The following is a 19,584-nucleotide window of genomic DNA, read 5'->3' as shown; positions in this document are numbered from 1 at the left end:
CGTCAGTGGGAGAGATCTCACTAAAAACTGGGAATAACGCCTTAAATGGCGAAGAAACGGTCTAAATAGGCTGATTCAAGGCATTTACGGGAGAAAAAACGGCTCAAACATGAAGAAATGAAATGACTGAGTCAGCCGAGAAGAATTTCCCCGCTTATTCGCACCTTCCCAAAAGAGTGAGGCACTGTAATTGTTTTGTATATAACCTTAACTTAATAAGCACTACGCTACCGCCCGTGGATTGCAGCTTCCAAAATGCTCCATTAACCTACGAGGCCTAGGCCTATCGTATCAATTTAAATAGGCTCGGATGACTATCTTACATTGCGCAGATTCCTGCTTACCAGTCAAAAATTGACGTAACTATCAGGAAGATCTGCGTTTTATGCGCCAGCTCAACAAATCGCACTGACCGGGAGCCGGATTCCCATGGCCCTTGATTTTATTGGGGTTGGTGGGCGAGACGGGAAGTTGGGTGGCGGGCTTGCTGTTGGAGAAGGTTGGTCGGGGCCAATTCCGCGCTGGTCATCGGCGCTATAGTGCGGTCGATTGTGTCTTGTTCTCCATCCTCCTTGCTGGCGAGGCAGAGGATCTGCGGCAACAATCAGCAGTTGCAAACACATCACAATAAGGAACGTCATATGAAGCGTATTGCCATCCTGTTCGGCCTGTTTTGTACCGGCGCGCTGCTGACCGGCACAGCCTTTGCCCAGGACTCTGCCCAGTTGCAGTGCGAGGCGCAGGCCGCGGCCAAAAAGCTTAACGGCGCCGCCAAGACCAGCTTTGTCGGCAAGTGCGTGAAAGATGCCGCTGGCGCCGCGACCGGCGAGTGCGAGAAGGCGGCCGCCGACAAGAAGCTGGCTGGCGCGGCCAAAAACAGCTTTATCCAGAAGTGCGTGAAAACCGACGCGGCCACCGACAAGGCAGCCCAGTGCGAGAAAGCGGCCGCTGACAAGAAGCTGGCGGGCGCGGCCAAGAACAGCTTTGTCCAGAAGTGCGTCAAATCGGCATAAGCCGACAGGTCGACAGTGCATGCTAGCGGGGGCCATCAGGCCCCCGTGCTTTTTTAGGGGGACGGATGGCGCGGGGCACGAGGCTTGTATCGGGGCGGCAATAGCGACACTATTGACTCCTTTTATGGGTTCCGCAGAGGCGCAGCCATGACCTGTCGTTACCGGACGAGGGGCGAGGCGTTGGCGAGCCGGGATAACGCGGGATAAAAGGGAGCAGAGCAGGATGATGGAAGGGACGGAATGGCGCTGGCTCAATGAGCCCGCCGAGTGGCACAAGACCAGCGACGGCTTGCAGGTGGTCACGGACAAGCAGACCGATTTTTGGCGCAGCACCTGGTATGGTTTCGAGCGCCACAGCGGGCATCTCTATGGCTGCGAGATTGAAGGGGAGTTTACCTTTCAGATCTGCGTCGAGGGGGAGTTCATCACCCTCTACGATCAGGCGGGGCTGATGCTGCTGCAAGACGAGGCGCACTGGCTGAAAGCGGGGATCGAGTACAACGATGCCCAGCCGATGATCGGCAGCGTGCTGACCAATCCGCGCTCTGACTGGGCCACCGGCATTTTCCCCGGTAATCCGCGCCGCTTCTGGCTGCGGCTGACCCGGCTGGCCGATTGCCTGCGTTTGCAATACTCCACCGATGGCAAGGTGTGGCCGCTGCTGCGCCTCGCTCCGTTCCCGCCAAGCGAAAGTTGCTTTATCGGGGTGATGTGCTGCACGCCGGAGCGGCAGGGGCTGGCGGTGCACTTCTCGGATCTACGCCTCACGCCACCCCTTGGCAAGGCACTGCATGACCTGAGCTAGTTACGCGGCTCACAACAGCAGTCACTGTCTCGCTCTCGTTCTTATCCCGTTCAGGCTCAACCGAACCGGTAAGAGCCCATATAGAGGCTGCCGCCATCCCAGCTGTCGTGCAGCTTGTGGGGCTTGTCCTTGCCGGCGGCCCCCAGGGCCACAAACAGCGGGCGCAGGTGATCGTCATGGGGGTGTGCTTCCACCGCTCCTGGGGCTCGCGTTCTGTACTCTTCCAGCGCCGGTCGATCGGCATTAGCCATGGTCTGCTCCAGCCAGTTCACAAAATCGCTGGCCCAGCCAGGGACGGGCGAGTGGTCCGGCCCGAGGGCCCGCAGGTTGTGGGTAATGGCGCCGGAGGCCAGTATGCCTATCCCCTGTTCGCGCAGGCTCTGCAGTGCTTCCCCCAGTTGCCATAGCTGGGCCGGGCTGAAACTGGCCGGAATGGAGATCTGCACCAGGGGGATCTCGCTTGCCGGATCCATCAGGGAGAGCGGCGACCAGACGCCGTGATCCAGCTCGCGGCGCACCTGTGTAGCCGGCAAGCCCGCCAGCATCAGCTGATCGCCTACCGCCTCTTGCAACCACAGCGGACTCGTTGCCGGCCAGCGAATATGGTAGAGCGGCTCCGGAAAACCGTAGAAGTCATACATGAGCGCCGGATTGGGCTCGACGTTGATCTGCAGGTCTGTGCGGCTGAACCAGTGTGCCGAGATCACCACCAGTCCCTTGATATCGCCAAGGCGCAATGTTTTCAGGAAGTGAGTGGCCGGCTGGTCGCGCAGAACCAGATCCGGAGCGCCGTGAGAGATGAACCAGACGGGGGCGATAGACATGACAAGACTCCATATAAGCTGTGTCGGTACGTATTGCGTACCCGAAACCGGGGTCAGGGCGTCGGGCCACTGACGATGGGGTCATTATCTGCCTGGGATGCAAGGTTAACAATCTAGCGCTATGTATAAGCACTGTTCACCATTGGTTGATAGTAACAGTGGTTGGCGTGACAGGGCAGGGCCGTAGACAAGCAGAAACAACAAGGCCAGCGCAGTGCGCTGGCCTTGTCATAAGGCGCTGTCGAGGACGGACTACTGGATGCCCAGCAGCTCAACGTCGGAGATCAACCAGGGCGCTCAGTGGGATCTTGCCAGCGGCGCGATTGGCATAAGCCAGCTTATTGGATACCCAGCAGCTCAACGTCGAAGATCAGCACGGATCCCGGTGGTATCTTGCCAGCAGCACGGTCGCCATAGGCCAGATTGGCGGGGATGTAGAAGCGGGTTTTCTCACCTTCCACCATCAGCTGTACCCCTTCGGTCCAGCCAGCAATCACCTGATTGAGGCCAAATTCGATAGGCTCGCCGCGGGCGACCGAGCTGTCGAAGACGGTGCCGTCCAGCAGCTTGCCCTCGTAGTGTACCTTCACCTTGCTGGTGGCTGTGGGATGAACCGTGCCAGTACCCGGGGTCAGCACTTCGTATTGCAGGCCGGAGGCCGTGGTGGTCACCAGAGGTTTGTCTTTGTTGCTGGCGAGGAACTCGGCGCCCTTGCGCACATTTTCCACCGCTTGTTTTTTGTTGTTGCTGCTGGAGTAGAAGTAGTAGGCGACACCGGCAATCAGCAGCGCGATCAGAATGAATTTCATCAGTTTTTCCTTAAAGGCAATGAAGGCGGCATCTTATCCCAGTCGGGGAGGGAGGGCGAGCCGGGACGCAGGAGGATGTGACGGGGCAGACAGACGACGAGGGGGCCAGGATCCAGCCCCCTCGCCTCATCAGGGCGGATTACTTCGCCGCCACCATCATGAGGGCGGGCAGGGCGAAGAAGAGCCCGGCCACATAACCCAGTGCCAGCAGCTTGTTTTCGCTACCGACCCGGGCCAGCCCCTCGGCGGCCTTGATGGGCAATTCCCGCAGGAAGGGCACGCCATAGATGAGCACAACGGCAAACAGGTTGAACAGCACATGCACCAGGGCTATGGTCAGCGCCAGCTTGGCACCGGCACCGCTGATGGCGGTGGCCGCCAGCAGGGCCGTGATGGTAGTACCTATATTGGCCCCCAGGGTGAAGGGATAGAGCTGGCGAGTGCTGAACACGCCGCCACCGGCCAGGGGTATCATCAGGCTGGTGGTGGTGGAGGAGGACTGCACCATGATGGTGACCAGGGTACCCGAGGCGATACCGGTCAGCGGGCCACGACCCAGTGCCTTGTGCAGCAGCTCCTTGGCGCGACCTACCAAGACCTGTTGCAGTACCTTGCCCAGATAGGTAACGCAGGCGAGGATCAGCAGTATGCCGATGACGATGGTGGCAATGGCGGCACCCTTGCCCGGCAAGAAGGCGACCGCGCTGTCGATAAGGTTGAGTGCAGGGGCAGTGAGGGGCTTCATAAAGTCCACCCCTTTCATCGACAAGTCGGCGGAGCCCACCAGCAGCGTAGCCAGCCACTCGGCGCTCTTTTGCAGCAGGCCGAACATCAGCTCAAGCGGCAGGAAGATAAACACCGCCAGCAGGTTGAAGAAGTCGTGTACGGTCGCGGCGGCAAAGGCGCGGCGAAACTCGGCCCTGTCCCTGATATGACCCAATGAGACAATGGTGTTGGTGATGGTGGTGCCGAGGTTGGCTCCCATTATCATGGGAATGGCCATGCCGATGGGCAGGCCGCCCGCCACCAGACCGACGATCACCGAGGTGACAGTGCTGGAGGATTGCACCAGGGCCGTCGCCAGTATGCCGAGCAGCAGGGCGACAAAGGGATTGTTTGCGAAGGCGAAGATCTGGGCTGCGCCCTCGGCGCCGCCGGAGAAGCCCTTGAAGCCGTGGGAAACGGCGCCAACGGCAACCAGAATGATGTAGACCAGTGCGATAACCGTGACCCAGTTGAACAGCGATCTGAAGTGGGATGCTCGCTGTTGTGGCAAGGATTGCGTCTGTTGCATGTAGCCTCTTGAGGACGGTGATACCGTTCGGGGTTGAAGTAGACCTGCGCATTTAATCAAGGCTCTATGACAGAAATATTACAAAGTGACACTTTTATGATGGTTTGATGACAAGGCTGCACAGAGGGCCGGATAACAAGAAGGGGAGCCATGGCTCCCCTTCTGCTTTTTTGCTGTGTAGCGCGCTCCCTTATTGGGAGTCGGCAGTCTCTTCGTACTGACGGAAGGGAATGCGGAACACCGCCAGACGCAGGAACAGATAGGTGACCCCGAGACCCGCCCAGATCAGGCCCAGCTCCAGGGAGCTCTGCTCCAGGTTGATCCAGAGCGCACCGATAGTGGCGGCGCCGAGCAGCGGCAGCAGCAGATAGAGCAGGTGATCCTTGATGCTCTTGTTGCGCTTCTCGCGTACCCAGAACTGGCCTATGACCGACAGGTTGACGAAGGTGAAGGCCACCAGGGCACCGAAGTTCACCAGCGCCAGCGCTGTGTCGAGATCAAACGACACGGCGGAGAGGGCGAGACAGCCCACCATCAGCACGTTGATGGCCGGCGTCCGGTATTTCGGGTGGATATAGCCAAACACCCGTTCCGGGATCATGCGATCGCGCCCCATGACGTAGAGGATGCGGGACACGCCTGCGTGCGCCGCCATGCCGGAGGCCAGTACCGCCACTGTGGTGCACACCAGCACCACGCTCTGGAAGAAGGCGCCGCCGACGTAGAGGGCAATCTCGGGCAGCACGGCATCGGGCTCCTTGAAGCGGGCCAGATCCGGGAAGTAGAGCTGCAGGCAGTAGGAGACCACCACGAAGATGACACCGCCGATGAGCGCGGTCAGCACTATGGCGCGCGGTATCACCTTGCCGGCGTTCGGGGTCTCTTCTGACAGCGAACTCAGGCCGTCGAAGCCGAGGAAGGAGAAGCAGAGAATGGTCGCACCAGTAAAGAGCGGCACCACGCTGGCGGATTCGAAGTGGAACGGCCGGCTGCTCATCAGGGTCGCTGCGCCCTCACCCTGGTAGATGCCCCAGCCCATCAGACCGATGAAGAGGGTGATGATGGCCAGCTGGATCACCACGATCAAGCCATTGAAGTTGGCTACCAGGTTGATGCCGCGCAGGTTGAGGAAGGTCATCACTGTCACCAGACCGAAGATGAAAATCCAGGGATCAACTCCAGGGAACATGGCGGTCAGGTAGATCTTGGCCAGCAGGATATTGATCATCGGCATGAACATGTAGTCGAGCAGGGAAGACCAGCCCACCATGAAACCGATGTAGGGGTTGAACACCTTCTGGGCATAGGTATAGGCAGAGCCCGCAGAGGGGAACTTGCGCACCAGATGGCCGTAGCTGAACGCGGTCAGCAGTATGCCGCCCAGCGCCAGCAGATAGGCAGTGGCGACCCGACCTTCGGTAATGTCACCGACGATGGCGAAGGTATCGAACACGGCCATGGGGGTCAGATAGGCAAGGCCCATCACCACCACCTGCCACATGCTGAGGGTTTTCTTCAGACGAACGGGTTGCTGGCTCATTCAGGCTTCCTCCTTGCACGGGCGGCAGGAAGTGGAATGGCTTGAGGCCATGGGACCGGGTTCTCGCGTACTCACAACATCGGTATGCAAACCACAGACGTTGGTCGCGCGGCGACCAAAGCAGGTTCCGGTGGCGACCGGAGACAAAGCAAACAAGAGCCCCATGTTTTTCCTCATTGCGGCATTAGGTTCATCTGAACCTTGATATCATTTCCGGAAGTTGTCCGGCCTCGAGTGGTAATAAAATTTTTCAAAATGAAAAATAACCGATGTGGGATCACATCGGTTATGAAAGCGGCGGGATTTTGCCCCAGATGGGGGGGGAAGACAAGCCACTAAAGGCATTCCGGGCAAGAGAATTATCAATGACCTGTTTTATATCAATAAATGGCGCCGTCACCCGTGCGGGGGAGTGCGGCGCCAGCCCAGTGTTGGCAAGGCTTGCAGCTCAATAGGTCGGCAAGGATACGCGCCAGAAGGTGGTACGCAAAAACAGATAAATTCCCCCTATGGCAGCCCAGATAAGGCCGAGGATAAGAGAGGTTAGTTCGAGATTGAGCCAGAGAATCGCGACAGTCCCAGCCCCGCACAGGGGCAGCACCAGATATTGCAGGTGATCCTTAAGGGTTTTGTTGCGCCCCTGACGCACGTAATAGCAGGCGATCACCGACAGATTGACCACGGTAAAGGCCACCAGGGCACCGAAGTTGATCAGGGCCAGGGCGATTTCCAGATCGAAGCTGATGGCCGACAGCGCCAGTATGCCCACCAGCAGGATATTGAACACGGGTGTCTGCCACTTGGGGTGGATATAGCCGAAGGTGCGCTGGGGCAGCACCTTGTCCCGCCCCATCACGTAGAGGATGCGGGAGACACCGGCGTGGGAGGAGAGTCCCGACGCCAGCACGGCCACGCAGGCACAGACCAGCACCACGCTCTGGAACAGCTTGCCGCCCACATAGAGGGCAATCTCGGGCAGCACTGCATCCGGCTCCTTGAAGCGTGAGGCATCCGGGAAGTAGAGTTGCAGGGCATAGGCCACCACCACGAAGATGAGGCCCCCCAGCAGCGCGGTCAGGAAGATGGCTTTCGGGATCACCTTGCCGGCGTTGGGGGTCTCTTCACTGAGGGCGCTCAGGCTGTCGAATCCCAGAAAGGAGAAACAGAGGATGGTGGCGCCGGTCAGCAGTGGCAATACCTCTGTGTTGGCGGTGTAGATGGGCTGCAGGCTGACGGTACCGACCCCTTCGCCCTGGGCGATGCCGTATCCGATCAGGGCCAGAAACACCACCATGATGGCGATCTGGATCAAGATGATGACGCCGTTGAGGTTGGCCACCAGATCGATGCCGCGCAGGTTGATGAGGGTCATCAGTGCCGTCATGGCGCAGATGAAGATCCAGGGTTCGATGCCGGGAAACAGGGCGGTCAGGTAGATCTTGGCCAGCAGCATGTTGATCATCGGCAGGAACATGTAGTCGAGCAGGGATGACCAGCCCACCATGAAGCCCACCACGGGGGAGAACTCCTTCTGGGCATAGGTATAGGCGGAGCCGGCAACCGGATAGTGGCGCACCATCTGGCTATAGCTGGTGGCGGTGAACAACACGCCCACCAGGGCCAGCAGGTAGGCGGTAGTCACATGGCCCTGAGTGATGTCGGTGACGATGCCGAAGGTATCGAACACCACCATGGGGGTCATATAGGCCAATCCCATCACCACCACTTGCCACAGGGTCAGGGTTTGCTTCAATCGAGCCGGGCGTTGAGCCATTGGCCTCTCTCCTCGAATTTGGGGCGTATGTCCCGCGCCGCAGGCAGGCGAAGGACGCGTGACAGTGTGGCTGGCCCTGGAGGGAGCCCAGCGCGCCTGTCATCATTTTTTGGGGCGGGGATGATACCGTATGAGCAGGCCGTCCGCGATGGGCGGCCTGCGGTTATCTCACGGTATTTTTCGCCATGACCGATGAAACCGGGTGGATCTAGCCCTGACTGGCGGCGGTGAGCGCCTGTTCCAGCAGAGCCAGCCCTTCCTCGATCAAGGCCGGAGTGGCGGTAAGGGGCGCCAGGAAGCGGATGACGTTGGCCCGCACGCCGCAGGAGAGCAGCACAAGCCCACGTTTGCCGGCCTCGGCCACCAGCCGTTTGGTGAGGTCCGGGTCAGGCTGGCTAGCATCCCGGCCCTTGACCAGTTCCATGGCCACCATGGCGCCCGGGCCGCGAATGTCGCCGATGCAGTCAAAACCCTCGGCCAACTGATGCAGGCGAGCCTTGATCTGCTCCCCTTGAGCCAGGGCTTTCTGGTTGAGTTGCTCCTCTTCGATCACCTCCAGTACCGCCAGGGCGGCGGCGCAGGCGATGGGGGAACCGGCATAAGTGCCCCCCAGACCGCCCGGCTTGGCAGCGTTCATGATGGCCACCTTGCCCACCACGGCCGAGAGAGGGAAGCCACCGGCCAGACTCTTGGCCAGGGTCATGATGTCTGGTTCTATGCCGCTGTATTCAGTGGCAAAGGTTTTGCCGGTGCGACAGAAACCGCTCTGGATCTCGTCACAGATGAGCACTATGCCGTGCTGATCGCACAGCTTGCGCAGGCTCTGCATAAAGCTGGGAGAGGCGGGGTAGAAACCCCCTTCACCCTGCACGGGTTCGAGAATGATGGCTGCCACCCGGGCCGGTTCTATATCCGAGCTGAAGCAGAGATCCAGTGCGGCCAAGGCATCGGCCTCGCTCACCCCCAGGTAATCGCTCGGGAAGGGCAGGTGATAGACCTCTCCCGGGAAGGGGCCGAAACCCGTTTTGTAGGGCACAACCTTGCCGGTGAGCGCCATCCCCATCATGGTGCGACCGTGAAAGCCCCCCTTGAAGGCGATGGTGCCGCTGCGGCCTGTGTGGGCGCGGGCTATCTTGATGGCGTTCTCCACCGCCTCGGCGCCGGTGGAGAGAAACAGGGTGCGCTTCGGCGTAGGGCCGGGCACCAGGGCGTTGAGCTTCTCGGCAAGCTCGATATAGCCGGGGTAGGGGGTCACCTGAAAGCAGGTGTGGCTGAATTTTTCGAGCTGTTCACGCACTGCCGCCACCACTTTAGGGTGATTGTGGCCCGTGTTGAGCACGGCGATGCCGGAGGCAAAGTCGATGTAGCGGTTGCCCTCCACGTCCCATAGCTCGGCGTTGAGAGCCTTGTCGATAAATACCGGCAGCAGGGTGCCGACGCCGTTGACCACGGCTGCTTCACGGCGGGCCTGCCAGGCCTGGTTGTTGTCTGCATGGCTATCTGAATAACTCATCTTTCCTCCCTGAGAGGCCTTGGCCCCGGTCTCAATGTGGCGAGCCTCCCAACCGGGAGCGCTCACTTGGTCCTTTTCATGATGGTATGCCTGCAAAGGCACGCTGCAGCTTGATAGCCGGACCCCATCCCAACCCTCCCTCTGACAGGGAAGGCGGTTGACGTTGCATCTCCTTCCCTGCCGAGTGGGGCGGTTTGCTCCTCCTTCTTGAGAAGGGAGAAGCCGGGGTCTGGTATAAATCCGCTCTTAGCGAATGCCCCCAAAGCAGAGATATTTGGTTTCCAGATACTCTTCCAGCCCCTCGGCCGCCCCTTCGCGGCCCAGACCCGACTCCTTGATGCCGCCAAAGGGGGCCAGCTCGGTGGAGATGATCCCCTCGTTGATGCCCACCATGCCGTATTCCAGCTGCTCGGCTACCCGCCACACCCTGGCGATATCCCGGCCATAGAAGTAGGCTGCCAGCCCATAGGGGGTGTCGTTGGCGATGGCGATGGCCTCGGCTTCGGTGTCGAAACGTACCAGAGGAGCGACCGGGCCGAAGATCTCCTCCTGCAAAATGGGGTTGGTTTTATCGACATTGCCCAAAATGGTGGGCTGGTAGAACAGAGGGCCGGCGGGATGCGGCTCGCCGCCCACCAGCACCTTGGCGCCGGCGGCTTCGGCCTGCTTGACCAGCTCGGCCACCTTGCTGGCCGCGGCGGGATTGATCAGCGGGCCTATCTGGGTGCCCTCGCTCATGCCATCCCCCACCTTGAAGCCCTGCACGGCGGCAGTCAGCTTCTCGGCGAAGGCGTCGTAGATACCGGCCTGCACCAAGATGCGGTTGGCACAGACGCAAGTCTGGCCCGCATTGCGGTACTTGGAGGCGAGCGCCCCGGCGATGGCGGCGTCGAGATTGGCATCGTCAAACACGATGAAAGGGGCGTTGCCACCCAGCTCCAGCGACAGCTTCTTCATGGTGTCGGCGCACTGGCGCATCAGCAGCTTGCCGATGCGGGTCGAGCCGGTGAAGGAGAGCTTGCGCACTGCCTTGTTGTTGCACAGCTCGTTGCCCACCGCTGACGAGTGATGGGTGGTAACGATATTGATAACGCCAGCCGGAATGCCGGCCGCTTCCGCCAGCGCAGCCAGCGCCAGCGCACACAGCGGCGTCTCGGCGGCAGGTTTGATGACGATGGTGCAACCGGCTGCCAGCGCCGGGCCCGCCTTGCGAGTTATCATGGCGATGGGGAAGTTCCATGGCGTGATGGCGGCGACCACCCCCACTGGCTGCTTGATGGTGGCCAGACGCTTGTCGCTGGAAAAACCCGGAATGGTGCGGCCATAGGCGCGCTTGCCCTCTTCTGCGAACCACTGGATAAAGCTGGCGCCGTAGGCCACTTCCCCCTTGGCCTCGGCCAGCGGCTTGCCCTGCTCGCAGGTCATGATGCGAGCCAGCTCGTCCTGATTGGCCATGATGAGTTCAAACCAGGCGTAGAGTTTGTTGCTGCGCTCCTTGGCCGTGAGGGCGGCCCAGGGCGCTTGCGCCGCACTGGCGGCCTCGATGGCGCGGCGGGTGTCCACCTCGTCCATGTCGGGTACCTGGGTGATGATCTGGCCATTGGCCGGATTGAGTACCTCGAAGTGGCGTCCGCTATGCGCCTCGCACCAGCGACCATCTATATAGGCAAGGGACTTGATCAAGGAGAGAGCGGGTTGTGATGCTGACATAGAAGGAAGCCTCGATTGTGGGTCAGGGTGGCCAAGGGATCCTGTGCTGCCACCGTATAGAATAATAAGCACAGAAAGACCATAAATTGAGCTGAAATGTTTTTCAAGTGTTAAATATATTTGAGTAAACGGGGCGCTGCATGCTAGAAATGGAGCTGTCAGGGCGATTTTACCGGTTTTTGTGGGATTGAGTGTGCAAAATAATGAACGGCACGTGCCGTGCAGGATAACGAACAGGTCCTGCAATGTGACTCGCTATTTTAACCGGTTGCGCCCTCGAACCGATCCGCAAGCACACTCGACAGGCACACAAGCAGATAAATACGCAAGTCGGCAGGCACACAAGGAGGTGGGCGATGCAGCAACAACAAGCAGAGGCAAAGCGGCAGACCATGACGGCTAACCCGCTGATGGACAAGAGTATGGGGGAGCGCCTCGCCGCCACACGCCGCCGTCTCGGGCTCTCCCAGCGACGGGTCGCCGAGCTGAGCGGGCTGACCCACGGCGCCATCTGCATGATAGAGCAGGACAAGGTGAGCCCGTCGGTGGCCTCCTTGCAGAAGCTGCTTAACGTCTATGAGCTGCCGCTGTCGCGCTTCTTCGCCGAGGAGGAGGGGCGTGCGCCAAGCGTGGTGATCAAGGCCGAGCAGTTGATCGAGCTGGGCAGTCAGGGGGTTTCCATGAAGCTGGTGCACAACGGCAATAATCGTCGCCAGCTTGGCTTCATGCTGGAGACCTATGCCCCCGGCACCGACACTGGCGGTCAGGTCAAGCATCTGGGGGAGGAGGTCGGTACCGTGCTGGAAGGGTCTGTGATCCTGACGGTGGCCGGGCAGACCTATCCACTCAGCGCCGGGGACAGCTATGTGATCGACACAGGCGAGCCCCACAGTTTCAGCAATCCGTCGGGGCAGACTTGTCGCATCGTCAGCGCCCATACCCCGGCCAACTTCTAGTGTCGAGACTATGTCTCGTTTGGGAAAAGAACCGGTAAGGAAACAGGGATCATGACCGAGCATGTAAACAGTTACTACGCAGCCAGTGCCAATCAACACGCACCCTATCCGACATTGACCGAGCAGCTTGAGTGCGATGTCTGCATCATAGGGGCGGGTTACACCGGCCTTTCCAGTGCGCTGCATCTGGTGGAAAAGGGCTATTCGGTGGTGGTGCTGGAGGCGGCCCGGGTAGGCTTTGGCGCCAGCGGTCGCAACGGCGGCCAGATCGTCAACTCCTACAGCCGCGATATCGACACCATAGAAGCGAACTGCCCGCCGGATCAGGCAAAGCTGCTCGGCTCCATGTTGTTTGAAGGGGGGCAGATCATCCGCGAGCGGATCAAACGCTACAACATCCAGTGCGACCTGCAGGAGGGGGGCGTCTTTGCCGCCGAGACGGAGCGCCAGCTCCATGAGCTCAAGGCCCAGCAGGCCCGTTGGCAGAAGTGGGGCAACGACAAGCTGGAGCTGCTCGATGGGGACGGGATCCGCGAGGTGGTAGCGAGTGATCGCTACGTCGGCGGCCTGCTCGACAAGAGCGGCGGCCATATTCACCCCCTCAACCTGGCGCTGGGGGAGGCCGAAGCCATCCGCATGCAGGGGGGGCGGATTTTTGAGCAATCCGCCGTCACCAGCATCACCCCAGGCCAACCTGCACTGGTGAAGACCGCCAAGGGGGCGGTGAAGGCGCGCTTCGTGGTGGTGGCCGGCAACGCCTATCTTGGCAACCTGGTGCCCGAGCTCGCTGGCAAGAGCATGCCCTGCGGTACCCAGGTGATCGCCACCGAGGTGTTGGGGGAGGAGCGCGCCCGCTCCCTATTGCCGCAAAATTACTGCCTGGAAGATTGCAACTACCTGCTCGACTACTACCGCACCTCCGGCGATCACCGTCTGCTCTACGGCGGTGGCGTTGTGTATGGCGCGCGGGATCCGGCGGATATCGAACGGCTGATCATCCCCAAAATGCTCAAGACCTTCCCGCAGCTGGCAGGCGTCAAGGTGGAATACACCTGGACCGGCAACTTCCTGCTGACCCTGTCGCGCCTGCCGCAGTTTGGCCGCATCGGCCCCAACATCTATTACATGCAGGGTTACAGCGGCCACGGTGTCACCTGTACCCATCTGGCGGGCAAGCTGCTCTCCGAGGTATTGAGTGGTCAGGCAGAGCGCTTCGATGCCTTCGCCAAGCTGCCGCACTATCCCTTCCCCGGCGGCCGCCTGTTTCGTATCCCCTTTACCGCCGCTGGTGCCGCCTGGTACACCCTGCGCGACCGCTTGGGGGTGTAAGCGCCGCCGATTCAGCCCGCAAGTCGTTCACCTTGGCAGATGCCAGAAACAACAAGGCCACCGTTATGGTGGCCTTGTTGTTGACTGCAGTGACAGACCCGCTGGCTCGGTAAGCCGAAGAGGCAGGCCGCAGCAGTTAAACGGACTCGATATAGTAGGCTTCAACGGTGCCTTTCAGGGTGATCAGGATCGGCTGACCGCGACGATCCAGCGCCTTGGGGGAGGGGATCTTCACCCAACCTTCACTGATGCAATACTCCTCGACATCGGTGCGCTCTTTACCATTGAGCCGAATACCGATCGGGTGTTCGAAACAGGCTGCGACATGGTGCGGGCTGCGCGGGTTGCCCGCAAGGTGATCCGGCAGTGCCGGTTTGGTGTTGGTATCGCTCATCAATATGACCTGAAATGGCTAGAAAGTGCGTCATTGTAGAGAATGCCGTCATGGCATTCAAGGTGGTCATAAAGCCCATAAGCAGCACCCGCCGCCCATTTTTTGGGCTTCATTATTGCTCGTTGGTGTTCAGGATGCTTATTGGCTTTTTCGGTCAGTGTCGGGCTTGGCTGACCGTTTGACATGACGGCGCGTAACATATTAACGGGACTACGTTTCGCTTTGTTTTCTGAATGCACTTGTCGTCCGCCGTCTGCACGATATTGATCGTTCGGGATGGTGGGGATGTGTCTTTTTTGTCCCTGTCATCGGCCCCTTTGTGTTGCTCTATTTTCTCTCGCAACAAGGCGATTCATACGCTCAATCAGCGGGGAGGACATGATGAAACATTATCTATGGCTGTTCATGCTGGCATGTCCGGTCCTGCTCGCCGAGACTGTTGATATTCATGATTTCCCCAAGGGGGCGCTGGGTATATTGTCGGTAGAGCGTTTGACTCAGGGAAGTCTTTTATGGATGCAGGGGCGAGTTGGTGAAGGGAGCTATACCACAGCTGATAGTGAAGGTCGCCACTGTACAGTCAAGGTACCGGTTGTGGTTGGGCGGGTAGCAAATACCGGGCTGGGGATAGACTCAGTGACGGGACTTTCGATCATTGTGATGAATCAACAGCTAAGTGACGCCTTGATCAAGGGCGAGCGTATTAATAGCAACGAATGGCATTTTGCCGGGATGGCAGAACAGTTGTCAGCAGATGGCTACATAGTAAAAGGCATTGAGGCAGATGAAGGGTTTGTTCTAAATTCAAAACGGCGCTGGATTTCCTGGCTGCTGGATGACAAACCCGCGTTGAACTGCCGCTAATTGAATATAAAAAACACCGCCAGCTGGCGGTGTTTTGATATGTCGGCTTATTGGGCCAGTGATTTCAGTTGCTGCTTGTCCGGCGGGTTATTCCAGTCGATGGGGCCGTGGGTGAAGCGATACTGCAGGCGGGGCAGGCTGGTTTCCAGCCACTCTTCCCGAAAATAGGCGTAGCCCTGATCCCAGTCGGGATCGTTTGCCCAGCCGCTTTGCAGGAAGTAGAGGCGAGTACCCTGACCTTCAGGCACAAAACGCAGGCTGACCTGAGTTTTTTGCAGACGAATATGGGGCAGGGAGGGCGGAAAGTTCCAGCTGAAGCTGAGCAGGTCGTGGGGCATGACGGCCATCACCCGACAGCCTTCGCTACCACGTTCACCCAGCGGGGCATCGGGCCTGAAATAGATCTCGAAGGGACCATTCGGTTCGGGCACCATCAGGCATTCCGGTGCCAGGAAGCTGCGCAGGCCGCTCTCGGTTGTCCAGGCACGCCAGACATCGTCGATATGGGCCGGAACAAAGATGTTACCTTCTATCTGCTTGTTATCCATAAATCAGCGAGCCTCAAACCATCCATACATGGGACTCAGGCAGTATAGCCCCATGGGCGATAAAATGGACAGAGGTGTGTCACACCCGTGCCATCGGCTGGCCGTTATCCTAACCATGATATTTGACACTGTGTGGCGATCCATCCGACAGTGTTGCCAAGTGATAACAGTGACGAAGGAAGGCCTGATGATCAGAGTCATGCGAGAGACGGATATTCCCCAATTGGCGCAGCTGTACCTGAAGGGGCGGCGTCAGACCTTTCACTGGGTCGACCCTTCCCACTTTCGGCTTGAGGATTTCGACGAGCATACCCGGGGCGAGCAGCTCTGGGTGGCTGAACAGGGTGGCACCCCTTGCGGGTTTGTTTCCATCTGGGGGGATGAGAGCTTCGTGCATCATCTCTACGTGTCGGCCGACTGGCATGGTCAGGGGCTGGGGCGGGCACTGCTGACCCAGGGGTTGGCGGCTTGTCGGAAGCCGGCCTCGCTCAAGGTGGCGACCCACAATACCTCTGCTCTGGCCTTTTATCATCGCCTCGGCTGGCAGAATACGGAGGAAACGGGTCACTGCGAGATCACAGGCCCCTGGCGTCGCTTGATCCTCAAATAACATGATGTGAAGCGCGAGGGCGAGAATATAGGGATGGCAGGCATGGGGCGCTATGGGGCAGTAATATATAGCGCCATTCGTCTACCTTGAGCCTCGTCTGAGTGGTACAGGTTTTAACCACAATGGCCAATTGTGAAAATAGCTGACATAAGTGTGATGAGAAATATGCCAGGGTGTGTCCGTCTATTTGTCAGGCACGCCGGGGAGAATTGTGTGGTGAGCGATCACGGCGGTTACGACAATGAGCAACGAGTGAATAAAGTTGCTGGCATATTCAGCCAATCGTTTTTGTTAAGAAAGTGACAGGAACTATAAAAACAGTATGTTGTTATCAAACAGGCATGCTATTCTCAAGCTGTGTTATCCCTGTGACAAACAAAAATAATTTTGTGAGGAAGTAATGAACGAATTTCTGAAAGTTCTGCTGAACATTCGCAGCCTGCGTGCTGCCATCCGTGAATTGCCGTTTGAACAGCTGCAAGAAGCGAAAGAAAAGTTTGAGCTGGTATATAACGAGCGCGCCGAGTCTGTTGAGCAAGAGCGTGCCGAGCAGGAAGAGCGTCAGCGCAAGCTGAGCGAGTTCACCGAAATGCTGCAGCAAGCCGGTATTGATCCCCGTGAGCTGATCAACAGCGCCGCTGCCCCAGCCGCCACTGCTGGCGCCGCCAAGAGCAAGCGCGCACCGCGTCCTGCCAAGTACAAGTATCAGGAAGATGGCCAGGAGAAGACCTGGACCGGCCAGGGCCGTATGCCGAAAGCCATTGCCGAGCAAGTTGCGCTGGGCAAGGATCTGAATGATTTCCTGATCTGATCCACCGGATCGATCATGAATGATGCCGCCCGCGAGGCGGCATTATTATTTGTGCTCACCGACGTATTCTCCTGTCAATTCCCTCCTCACTTTGTACCGTCCCTGTTTGTCGCAGTGCGACAGCATACTGTCAGCCGTGATGTTTGCCTTTCTTATTGGCCGATTAATTGTCATGTCTGCATCGGCTTGTGGTTTCCCCATCTTGTATTGCCAGCAGTTCACCGACGGCCAATGAGAGACGAGTCACTGGACTCATACAGCCCATTGTATATTCGCCTCCATCATTCCCCAGAAAATTAGGGGGCATTAAGCTGCCCGCAAGCAAGCTACGATTCTTTTTACTCATCGAAGGGCTTTTTCCATTAACTGGCATGCTTTTCAGTTTTGTCTGACATGGCATAAAGGGGAGCCGGTATGCCGGTTGCTGGTCATCGAGTGACGAATGAAGAGAGGTAGCACGGATATTTTCTGTATCCCATCCAAAGCCCGCACCCTATGGTCTTTATCCTGAACGGATAAGTCTGGACCATTTTATTTGGCGACCTGGCTGACTAAATGGTAATGACGGGACTTGCAGATAATAAGGCTCCCGCTGGGGGAGCCTTCTCTTGTTCAGCTGGCCAATTGGGCATCCCAGTGTACCGTTCCGGGCTGGCGTCGGGTTCTGCTCTGGCGACGTAACTCGACAGCCTCGGCCAGCATGGCGAGCAGGGTCTGGGTATCGTCCCAGCACAGGCAGGCGTCGGTGACCGACTGGCCATAGGCGAGTTCGTTCAATGGCGCAGGCTTCTGGCTGCCCCCTTGCAAGAAGCTCTCGACCATGACGGCGGCGATGGCTTCGCTGCCTTCCCCCAACTGACGGCAGAGCTCACCTGCCACCCGGATCTGATTTTTGTGCAGTTTCTGGCTGTTGCCGTGGCTGCAATCCACCATCAGGCGGTGGCTGAGCCCCTGCCGCGTCAGGCGTTCGACGGCATCCTCCACGTCGCTCTGGTGATAATTGGGGCGGGTGCCGCCACGCAATATGATGTGGCCTGCGGGATTGCCTTCGCTCTTGATCACCACAATGCCGCCCTGACTGCCCGGCGCTGTGAACAGATGGGAGGCTTCACTGGCCTGAATGGCATCGATGGCGACCCGGATATTGCCGTCCGTGCCGTTCTTGAAGCCGACAGGGCAGGGCAGCGCCGAGGCCAGCTGACGGTGCACCTGGGATTCGGTGGTGCGGGCGCCGATGGCTCCCCAGCTGATGAGGTCGGCAAGATAGAGGAAGCTGGTGGTATCGAGAAACTCGGTGGCGGTGGCCAATCCCAGACGGTTGATGTCGAGCAGCAGCTGACGCGCCAGCCGCAGGCCGTGACCTATGTCGTTGCTGCCATCCAGATGGGGGTCGAATACCAGCCCCTTCCAGCCCACTGTGGTGCGTGGCTTCTCGAAATAGGTGCGCATCACTATCTGCAACCTGTCTTGATAGGCGTCGGCCAACCGTACCAGTCGCTGTGCGTAATCGAGGGCGGCGAGGGGATCGTGGATGGAGCAGGGACCTATCACCACCAGCAGGCGATCGTCTTCTCCTGTCAGGATCTGGCGAACCTGCTGGCGATGGTGATCGATCTGCGCTGCAACCTCGCTGGGACAGGGATGAAGTGCCAACAGGTCGGCAGGAGTGGGAAGAGCCTCCACCGCGAAGGCGCGCATTACTGAGTTCAAAACTGCCATCTGGATTACCTTGCTGTGCAAACGGGAGTGAATGACGTGCGCGCCACATCCAAACCCGGGGCATGGAGAGAGGCTGCAATGGGGCGTCATCACTGTTTATTGTTGAGAGTGATTATCATTATCTGGTTGTTTGCATCAAATCAAGCACAACCGCTCGGATCACCACAATGGGGGGCAAGGAGCAAATAAGGGGAGTGCACATAGCAATCAAGCCCATGACCGGCAGGCCATGAGCTTGATATTCCAAGGAAAAAATGGGCAGATCAGCTGTCCATCACATCGTGACGGGCGTGGTGATAGGCCTCTTCATCTTTGCCGTGGCGCCAGTAGGGGACTGCGTAGACCCGAGTGCGATCCACCTCCAGGGTGCGCCTGACGTGACGGCGCAATGGCACCACCAGCCCCTCTTCACCGCCGAACCAGAAGTAGCTCGCCTGCTCCTGCATCGGCAGGGCGGTGAAATACGCCACCAGTGGTTCAGTCTGCTCGGGGGTGCCGATAAACCAGCGCAAGGTCATGCCGGCGGGTAGCGACAGATCCTGTACATCTTCCTGATAGGGTACCAGCAGGGCGATGTGGCCCTGGGCGTCGGCGGGCATTACCTCGGCCATGGCGCTGATGGCGGGCAGGGAGGTGAGGTCACCCACCATGTAGTAGTGCCGGGCAGGCTGCAGCATGGGATCCGGGCCACCCGGGCCCGAGATGGCAAGCAGATCACCGGGTTTGACCTGCATGGCAAAGCGGCTGGCGGGGCCGGCATCGCCGTGCAGCGCGAAGTCGATGTCTAGCTCCAGTGCCTCGCGACGAAATGCCCGTATGGTGAAGGTGCGCATGATGGGGCGCTGGCTCGGGTCTTCCCAGCGCGGCCCTTGCGGGGTGGGCGTGGGCAGTACGGCGTGGGTCTGGCCCGGCTGTGGCAGCATGATCTTGATATGGGCGCCGCCGCAGGTGAAGGGGTAGTCAGCGAGTTCCGGGCTGGTCAGGCAGACTCGGCGCAGGTGCGGGCTCACATCCCGGACGTGTTTGACCGTGAGCAGACGAGGGCGATTGACCGGGGTGGGCTGAGACATA

The 19,584-nt window shown here is 59.0% G+C and carries 18 protein-coding genes and 1 pseudogene; 8 read left to right on the top strand and 11 right to left on the bottom strand.

The window, feature by feature from the left end:
- Nucleotides 1-641: 641 nt before the first annotated feature.
- Together OKC28_RS12425 and OKC28_RS12420 are read left to right on the top strand one after the other, a co-directional pair.
- On the top strand, nt 642-1,013 hold the full coding sequence (locus tag OKC28_RS12425; RefSeq protein ID WP_270689442.1) for a hypothetical protein: 372 nt from the start codon (nt 642-644) through the stop codon (nt 1,011-1,013).
- A gap of 223 nt (nt 1,014-1,236) precedes the next feature.
- The gene (locus OKC28_RS12420; protein WP_270689440.1) at nt 1,237-1,818 is read left to right on the top strand and encodes a DUF1349 domain-containing protein; all 582 of its coding nucleotides are present in this window, start codon (nt 1,237-1,239) and stop codon (nt 1,816-1,818) included.
- Nucleotides 1,819-1,874: 56 nt separating this feature from the next.
- On the opposite strand, the gene OKC28_RS12415 is transcribed toward OKC28_RS12420, so the two are convergent.
- The 7 genes from OKC28_RS12415 to OKC28_RS12385 form a co-directional block, all read right to left on the bottom strand.
- The gene (locus OKC28_RS12415) at nt 1,875-2,642 is read right to left on the bottom strand and encodes a DODA-type extradiol aromatic ring-opening family dioxygenase (protein ID WP_270689438.1); all 768 of its coding nucleotides are present in this window, start codon (nt 2,640-2,642) and stop codon (nt 1,875-1,877) included.
- A 338-nt stretch (nt 2,643-2,980) separates the two neighbouring features.
- Nucleotides 2,981-3,451: an FKBP-type peptidyl-prolyl cis-trans isomerase gene (locus tag OKC28_RS12410; RefSeq protein ID WP_021138077.1), complete on the bottom strand. Its 471-nt coding sequence runs from the start codon at nt 3,449-3,451 to the stop codon at nt 2,981-2,983.
- A 139-nt stretch (nt 3,452-3,590) separates the two neighbouring features.
- Entirely contained in the window at nt 3,591-4,745 is a 1,155-nt protein-coding gene (locus OKC28_RS12405) for a Na/Pi symporter (RefSeq protein WP_270689436.1), read from the bottom strand.
- Between the two features lie 190 nt (nt 4,746-4,935).
- Complete coding sequence (locus tag OKC28_RS12400; protein ID WP_005312486.1) at nt 4,936-6,285, bottom strand: APC family permease; 1,350 nt, start codon at nt 6,283-6,285, stop codon at nt 4,936-4,938.
- A 448-nt stretch (nt 6,286-6,733) separates the two neighbouring features.
- On the bottom strand, nt 6,734-8,059 hold the full coding sequence (locus OKC28_RS12395; protein ID WP_125606473.1) for an APC family permease: 1,326 nt from the start codon (nt 8,057-8,059) through the stop codon (nt 6,734-6,736).
- A 208-nt stretch (nt 8,060-8,267) separates the two neighbouring features.
- On the bottom strand, nt 8,268-9,572 hold the full coding sequence (gene gabT, locus OKC28_RS12390; RefSeq protein ID WP_270689433.1) for a 4-aminobutyrate--2-oxoglutarate transaminase: 1,305 nt from the start codon (nt 9,570-9,572) through the stop codon (nt 8,268-8,270).
- A gap of 246 nt (nt 9,573-9,818) precedes the next feature.
- A complete protein-coding gene (locus tag OKC28_RS12385) occupies nt 9,819-11,282 on the bottom strand; it encodes an NAD-dependent succinate-semialdehyde dehydrogenase (protein WP_270689431.1) in 1,464 nt (487 codons plus the stop codon).
- Between the two features lie 356 nt (nt 11,283-11,638).
- Here OKC28_RS12385 and puuR point away from each other — a divergent pair, with 356 nt between their 5' ends.
- Together puuR and OKC28_RS12375 are read left to right on the top strand one after the other, a co-directional pair.
- Nucleotides 11,639-12,238 carry an HTH-type transcriptional regulator PuuR gene (gene puuR, locus OKC28_RS12380; protein ID WP_270689430.1) on the top strand — a complete coding sequence of 200 codons (600 nt, stop codon included), beginning with the start codon at nt 11,639-11,641 and terminating at the stop codon, nt 12,236-12,238.
- A gap of 51 nt (nt 12,239-12,289) precedes the next feature.
- Entirely contained in the window at nt 12,290-13,567 is a 1,278-nt protein-coding gene (locus OKC28_RS12375; RefSeq protein WP_212539095.1) for an NAD(P)/FAD-dependent oxidoreductase, read from the top strand.
- Nucleotides 13,568-13,703: 136 nt separating this feature from the next.
- Here the strand turns inward: OKC28_RS12375 and OKC28_RS12370 are convergent, their stop codons facing one another.
- A complete protein-coding gene (locus OKC28_RS12370) occupies nt 13,704-13,961 on the bottom strand; it encodes a DUF3297 family protein (RefSeq protein WP_005312504.1) in 258 nt (85 codons plus the stop codon).
- 214 nt (nt 13,962-14,175) lie between these two features.
- Between OKC28_RS12370 and OKC28_RS12365 the strand changes: the two are divergent.
- Together OKC28_RS12365 and OKC28_RS12360 are read left to right on the top strand one after the other, a co-directional pair.
- A pseudogene (locus tag OKC28_RS12365) lies at nt 14,176-14,343 on the top strand (DUF805 domain-containing protein); the annotation flags it as partial.
- Nucleotides 14,340-14,825 (top strand): hypothetical protein, encoded by a 486-nt coding sequence (locus OKC28_RS12360; protein WP_270689425.1) that lies wholly within the window; start codon nt 14,340-14,342, stop codon nt 14,823-14,825. The pseudogene OKC28_RS12365 and the gene OKC28_RS12360, both read left to right, overlap by 4 nt.
- Before the next feature lie 47 nt (nt 14,826-14,872).
- Here OKC28_RS12360 and OKC28_RS12355 read toward each other — a convergent pair whose 3' ends face one another.
- Nucleotides 14,873-15,373 (bottom strand): SRPBCC family protein, encoded by a 501-nt coding sequence (locus OKC28_RS12355; RefSeq protein WP_021138069.1) that lies wholly within the window; start codon nt 15,371-15,373, stop codon nt 14,873-14,875.
- Nucleotides 15,374-15,560: 187 nt separating this feature from the next.
- Here OKC28_RS12355 and OKC28_RS12350 point away from each other — a divergent pair, with 187 nt between their 5' ends.
- Both OKC28_RS12350 and OKC28_RS12345 read left to right on the top strand, forming a co-directional pair.
- Nucleotides 15,561-15,983 carry a GNAT family N-acetyltransferase gene (locus OKC28_RS12350; RefSeq protein WP_021138068.1) on the top strand — a complete coding sequence of 141 codons (423 nt, stop codon included), beginning with the start codon at nt 15,561-15,563 and terminating at the stop codon, nt 15,981-15,983.
- A gap of 400 nt (nt 15,984-16,383) precedes the next feature.
- On the top strand, nt 16,384-16,794 hold the full coding sequence (locus tag OKC28_RS12345) for an H-NS family histone-like protein (RefSeq protein ID WP_005312526.1): 411 nt from the start codon (nt 16,384-16,386) through the stop codon (nt 16,792-16,794).
- A gap of 612 nt (nt 16,795-17,406) precedes the next feature.
- Here the strand turns inward: OKC28_RS12345 and OKC28_RS12340 are convergent.
- Both OKC28_RS12340 and OKC28_RS12335 read right to left on the bottom strand, forming a co-directional pair.
- Nucleotides 17,407-18,513, bottom strand: a complete 1,107-nt coding sequence (locus OKC28_RS12340; protein WP_270689419.1) for a 3-deoxy-7-phosphoheptulonate synthase — start codon at nt 18,511-18,513, stop codon at nt 17,407-17,409.
- Nucleotides 18,514-18,776: 263 nt separating this feature from the next.
- Complete coding sequence (locus OKC28_RS12335) at nt 18,777-19,583, bottom strand: siderophore-interacting protein (protein ID WP_270689417.1); 807 nt, start codon at nt 19,581-19,583, stop codon at nt 18,777-18,779.
- Nucleotide 19,584: the final 1 nt, after the last annotated feature.

This window comes from Aeromonas sp. D3, from assembly GCF_027705025.1.
Taxonomy (GTDB): domain Bacteria; phylum Pseudomonadota; class Gammaproteobacteria; order Enterobacterales; family Aeromonadaceae; genus Aeromonas; species Aeromonas salmonicida.
This window is presented reverse-complemented; position numbering and strand designations above follow the sequence as displayed.

Coding starts and splice junctions, on each gene's coding strand:
- OKC28_RS12425 (WP_270689442.1), top strand. CDS start 642: ATGAAGCGTATTGCCATCCTGTTCGGCCTGTTTTGTACCGGCGCGCTG.
- OKC28_RS12420 (WP_270689440.1), top strand. CDS start 1,237: ATGATGGAAGGGACGGAATGGCGCTGGCTCAATGAGCCCGCCGAGTGG.
- OKC28_RS12415 (WP_270689438.1), bottom strand. CDS start 2,642: ATGTCTATCGCCCCCGTCTGGTTCATCTCTCACGGCGCTCCGGATCTG.
- OKC28_RS12410 (WP_021138077.1), bottom strand. CDS start 3,451: ATGAAATTCATTCTGATCGCGCTGCTGATTGCCGGTGTCGCCTACTAC.
- OKC28_RS12405 (WP_270689436.1), bottom strand. CDS start 4,745: ATGCAACAGACGCAATCCTTGCCACAACAGCGAGCATCCCACTTCAGA.
- OKC28_RS12400 (WP_005312486.1), bottom strand. CDS start 6,285: ATGAGCCAGCAACCCGTTCGTCTGAAGAAAACCCTCAGCATGTGGCAG.
- OKC28_RS12395 (WP_125606473.1), bottom strand. CDS start 8,059: ATGGCTCAACGCCCGGCTCGATTGAAGCAAACCCTGACCCTGTGGCAA.
- gabT (WP_270689433.1), bottom strand. CDS start 9,572: ATGAGTTATTCAGATAGCCATGCAGACAACAACCAGGCCTGGCAGGCC.
- OKC28_RS12385 (WP_270689431.1), bottom strand. CDS start 11,282: ATGTCAGCATCACAACCCGCTCTCTCCTTGATCAAGTCCCTTGCCTAT.
- puuR (WP_270689430.1), top strand. CDS start 11,639: ATGCAGCAACAACAAGCAGAGGCAAAGCGGCAGACCATGACGGCTAAC.
- OKC28_RS12375 (WP_212539095.1), top strand. CDS start 12,290: ATGACCGAGCATGTAAACAGTTACTACGCAGCCAGTGCCAATCAACAC.
- OKC28_RS12370 (WP_005312504.1), bottom strand. CDS start 13,961: ATGAGCGATACCAACACCAAACCGGCACTGCCGGATCACCTTGCGGGC.
- OKC28_RS12360 (WP_270689425.1), top strand. CDS start 14,340: ATGATGAAACATTATCTATGGCTGTTCATGCTGGCATGTCCGGTCCTG.
- OKC28_RS12355 (WP_021138069.1), bottom strand. CDS start 15,373: ATGGATAACAAGCAGATAGAAGGTAACATCTTTGTTCCGGCCCATATC.
- OKC28_RS12350 (WP_021138068.1), top strand. CDS start 15,561: ATGATCAGAGTCATGCGAGAGACGGATATTCCCCAATTGGCGCAGCTG.
- OKC28_RS12345 (WP_005312526.1), top strand. CDS start 16,384: ATGAACGAATTTCTGAAAGTTCTGCTGAACATTCGCAGCCTGCGTGCT.
- OKC28_RS12340 (WP_270689419.1), bottom strand. CDS start 18,513: ATGGCAGTTTTGAACTCAGTAATGCGCGCCTTCGCGGTGGAGGCTCTT.
- OKC28_RS12335 (WP_270689417.1), bottom strand. CDS start 19,583: ATGTCTCAGCCCACCCCGGTCAATCGCCCTCGTCTGCTCACGGTCAAA.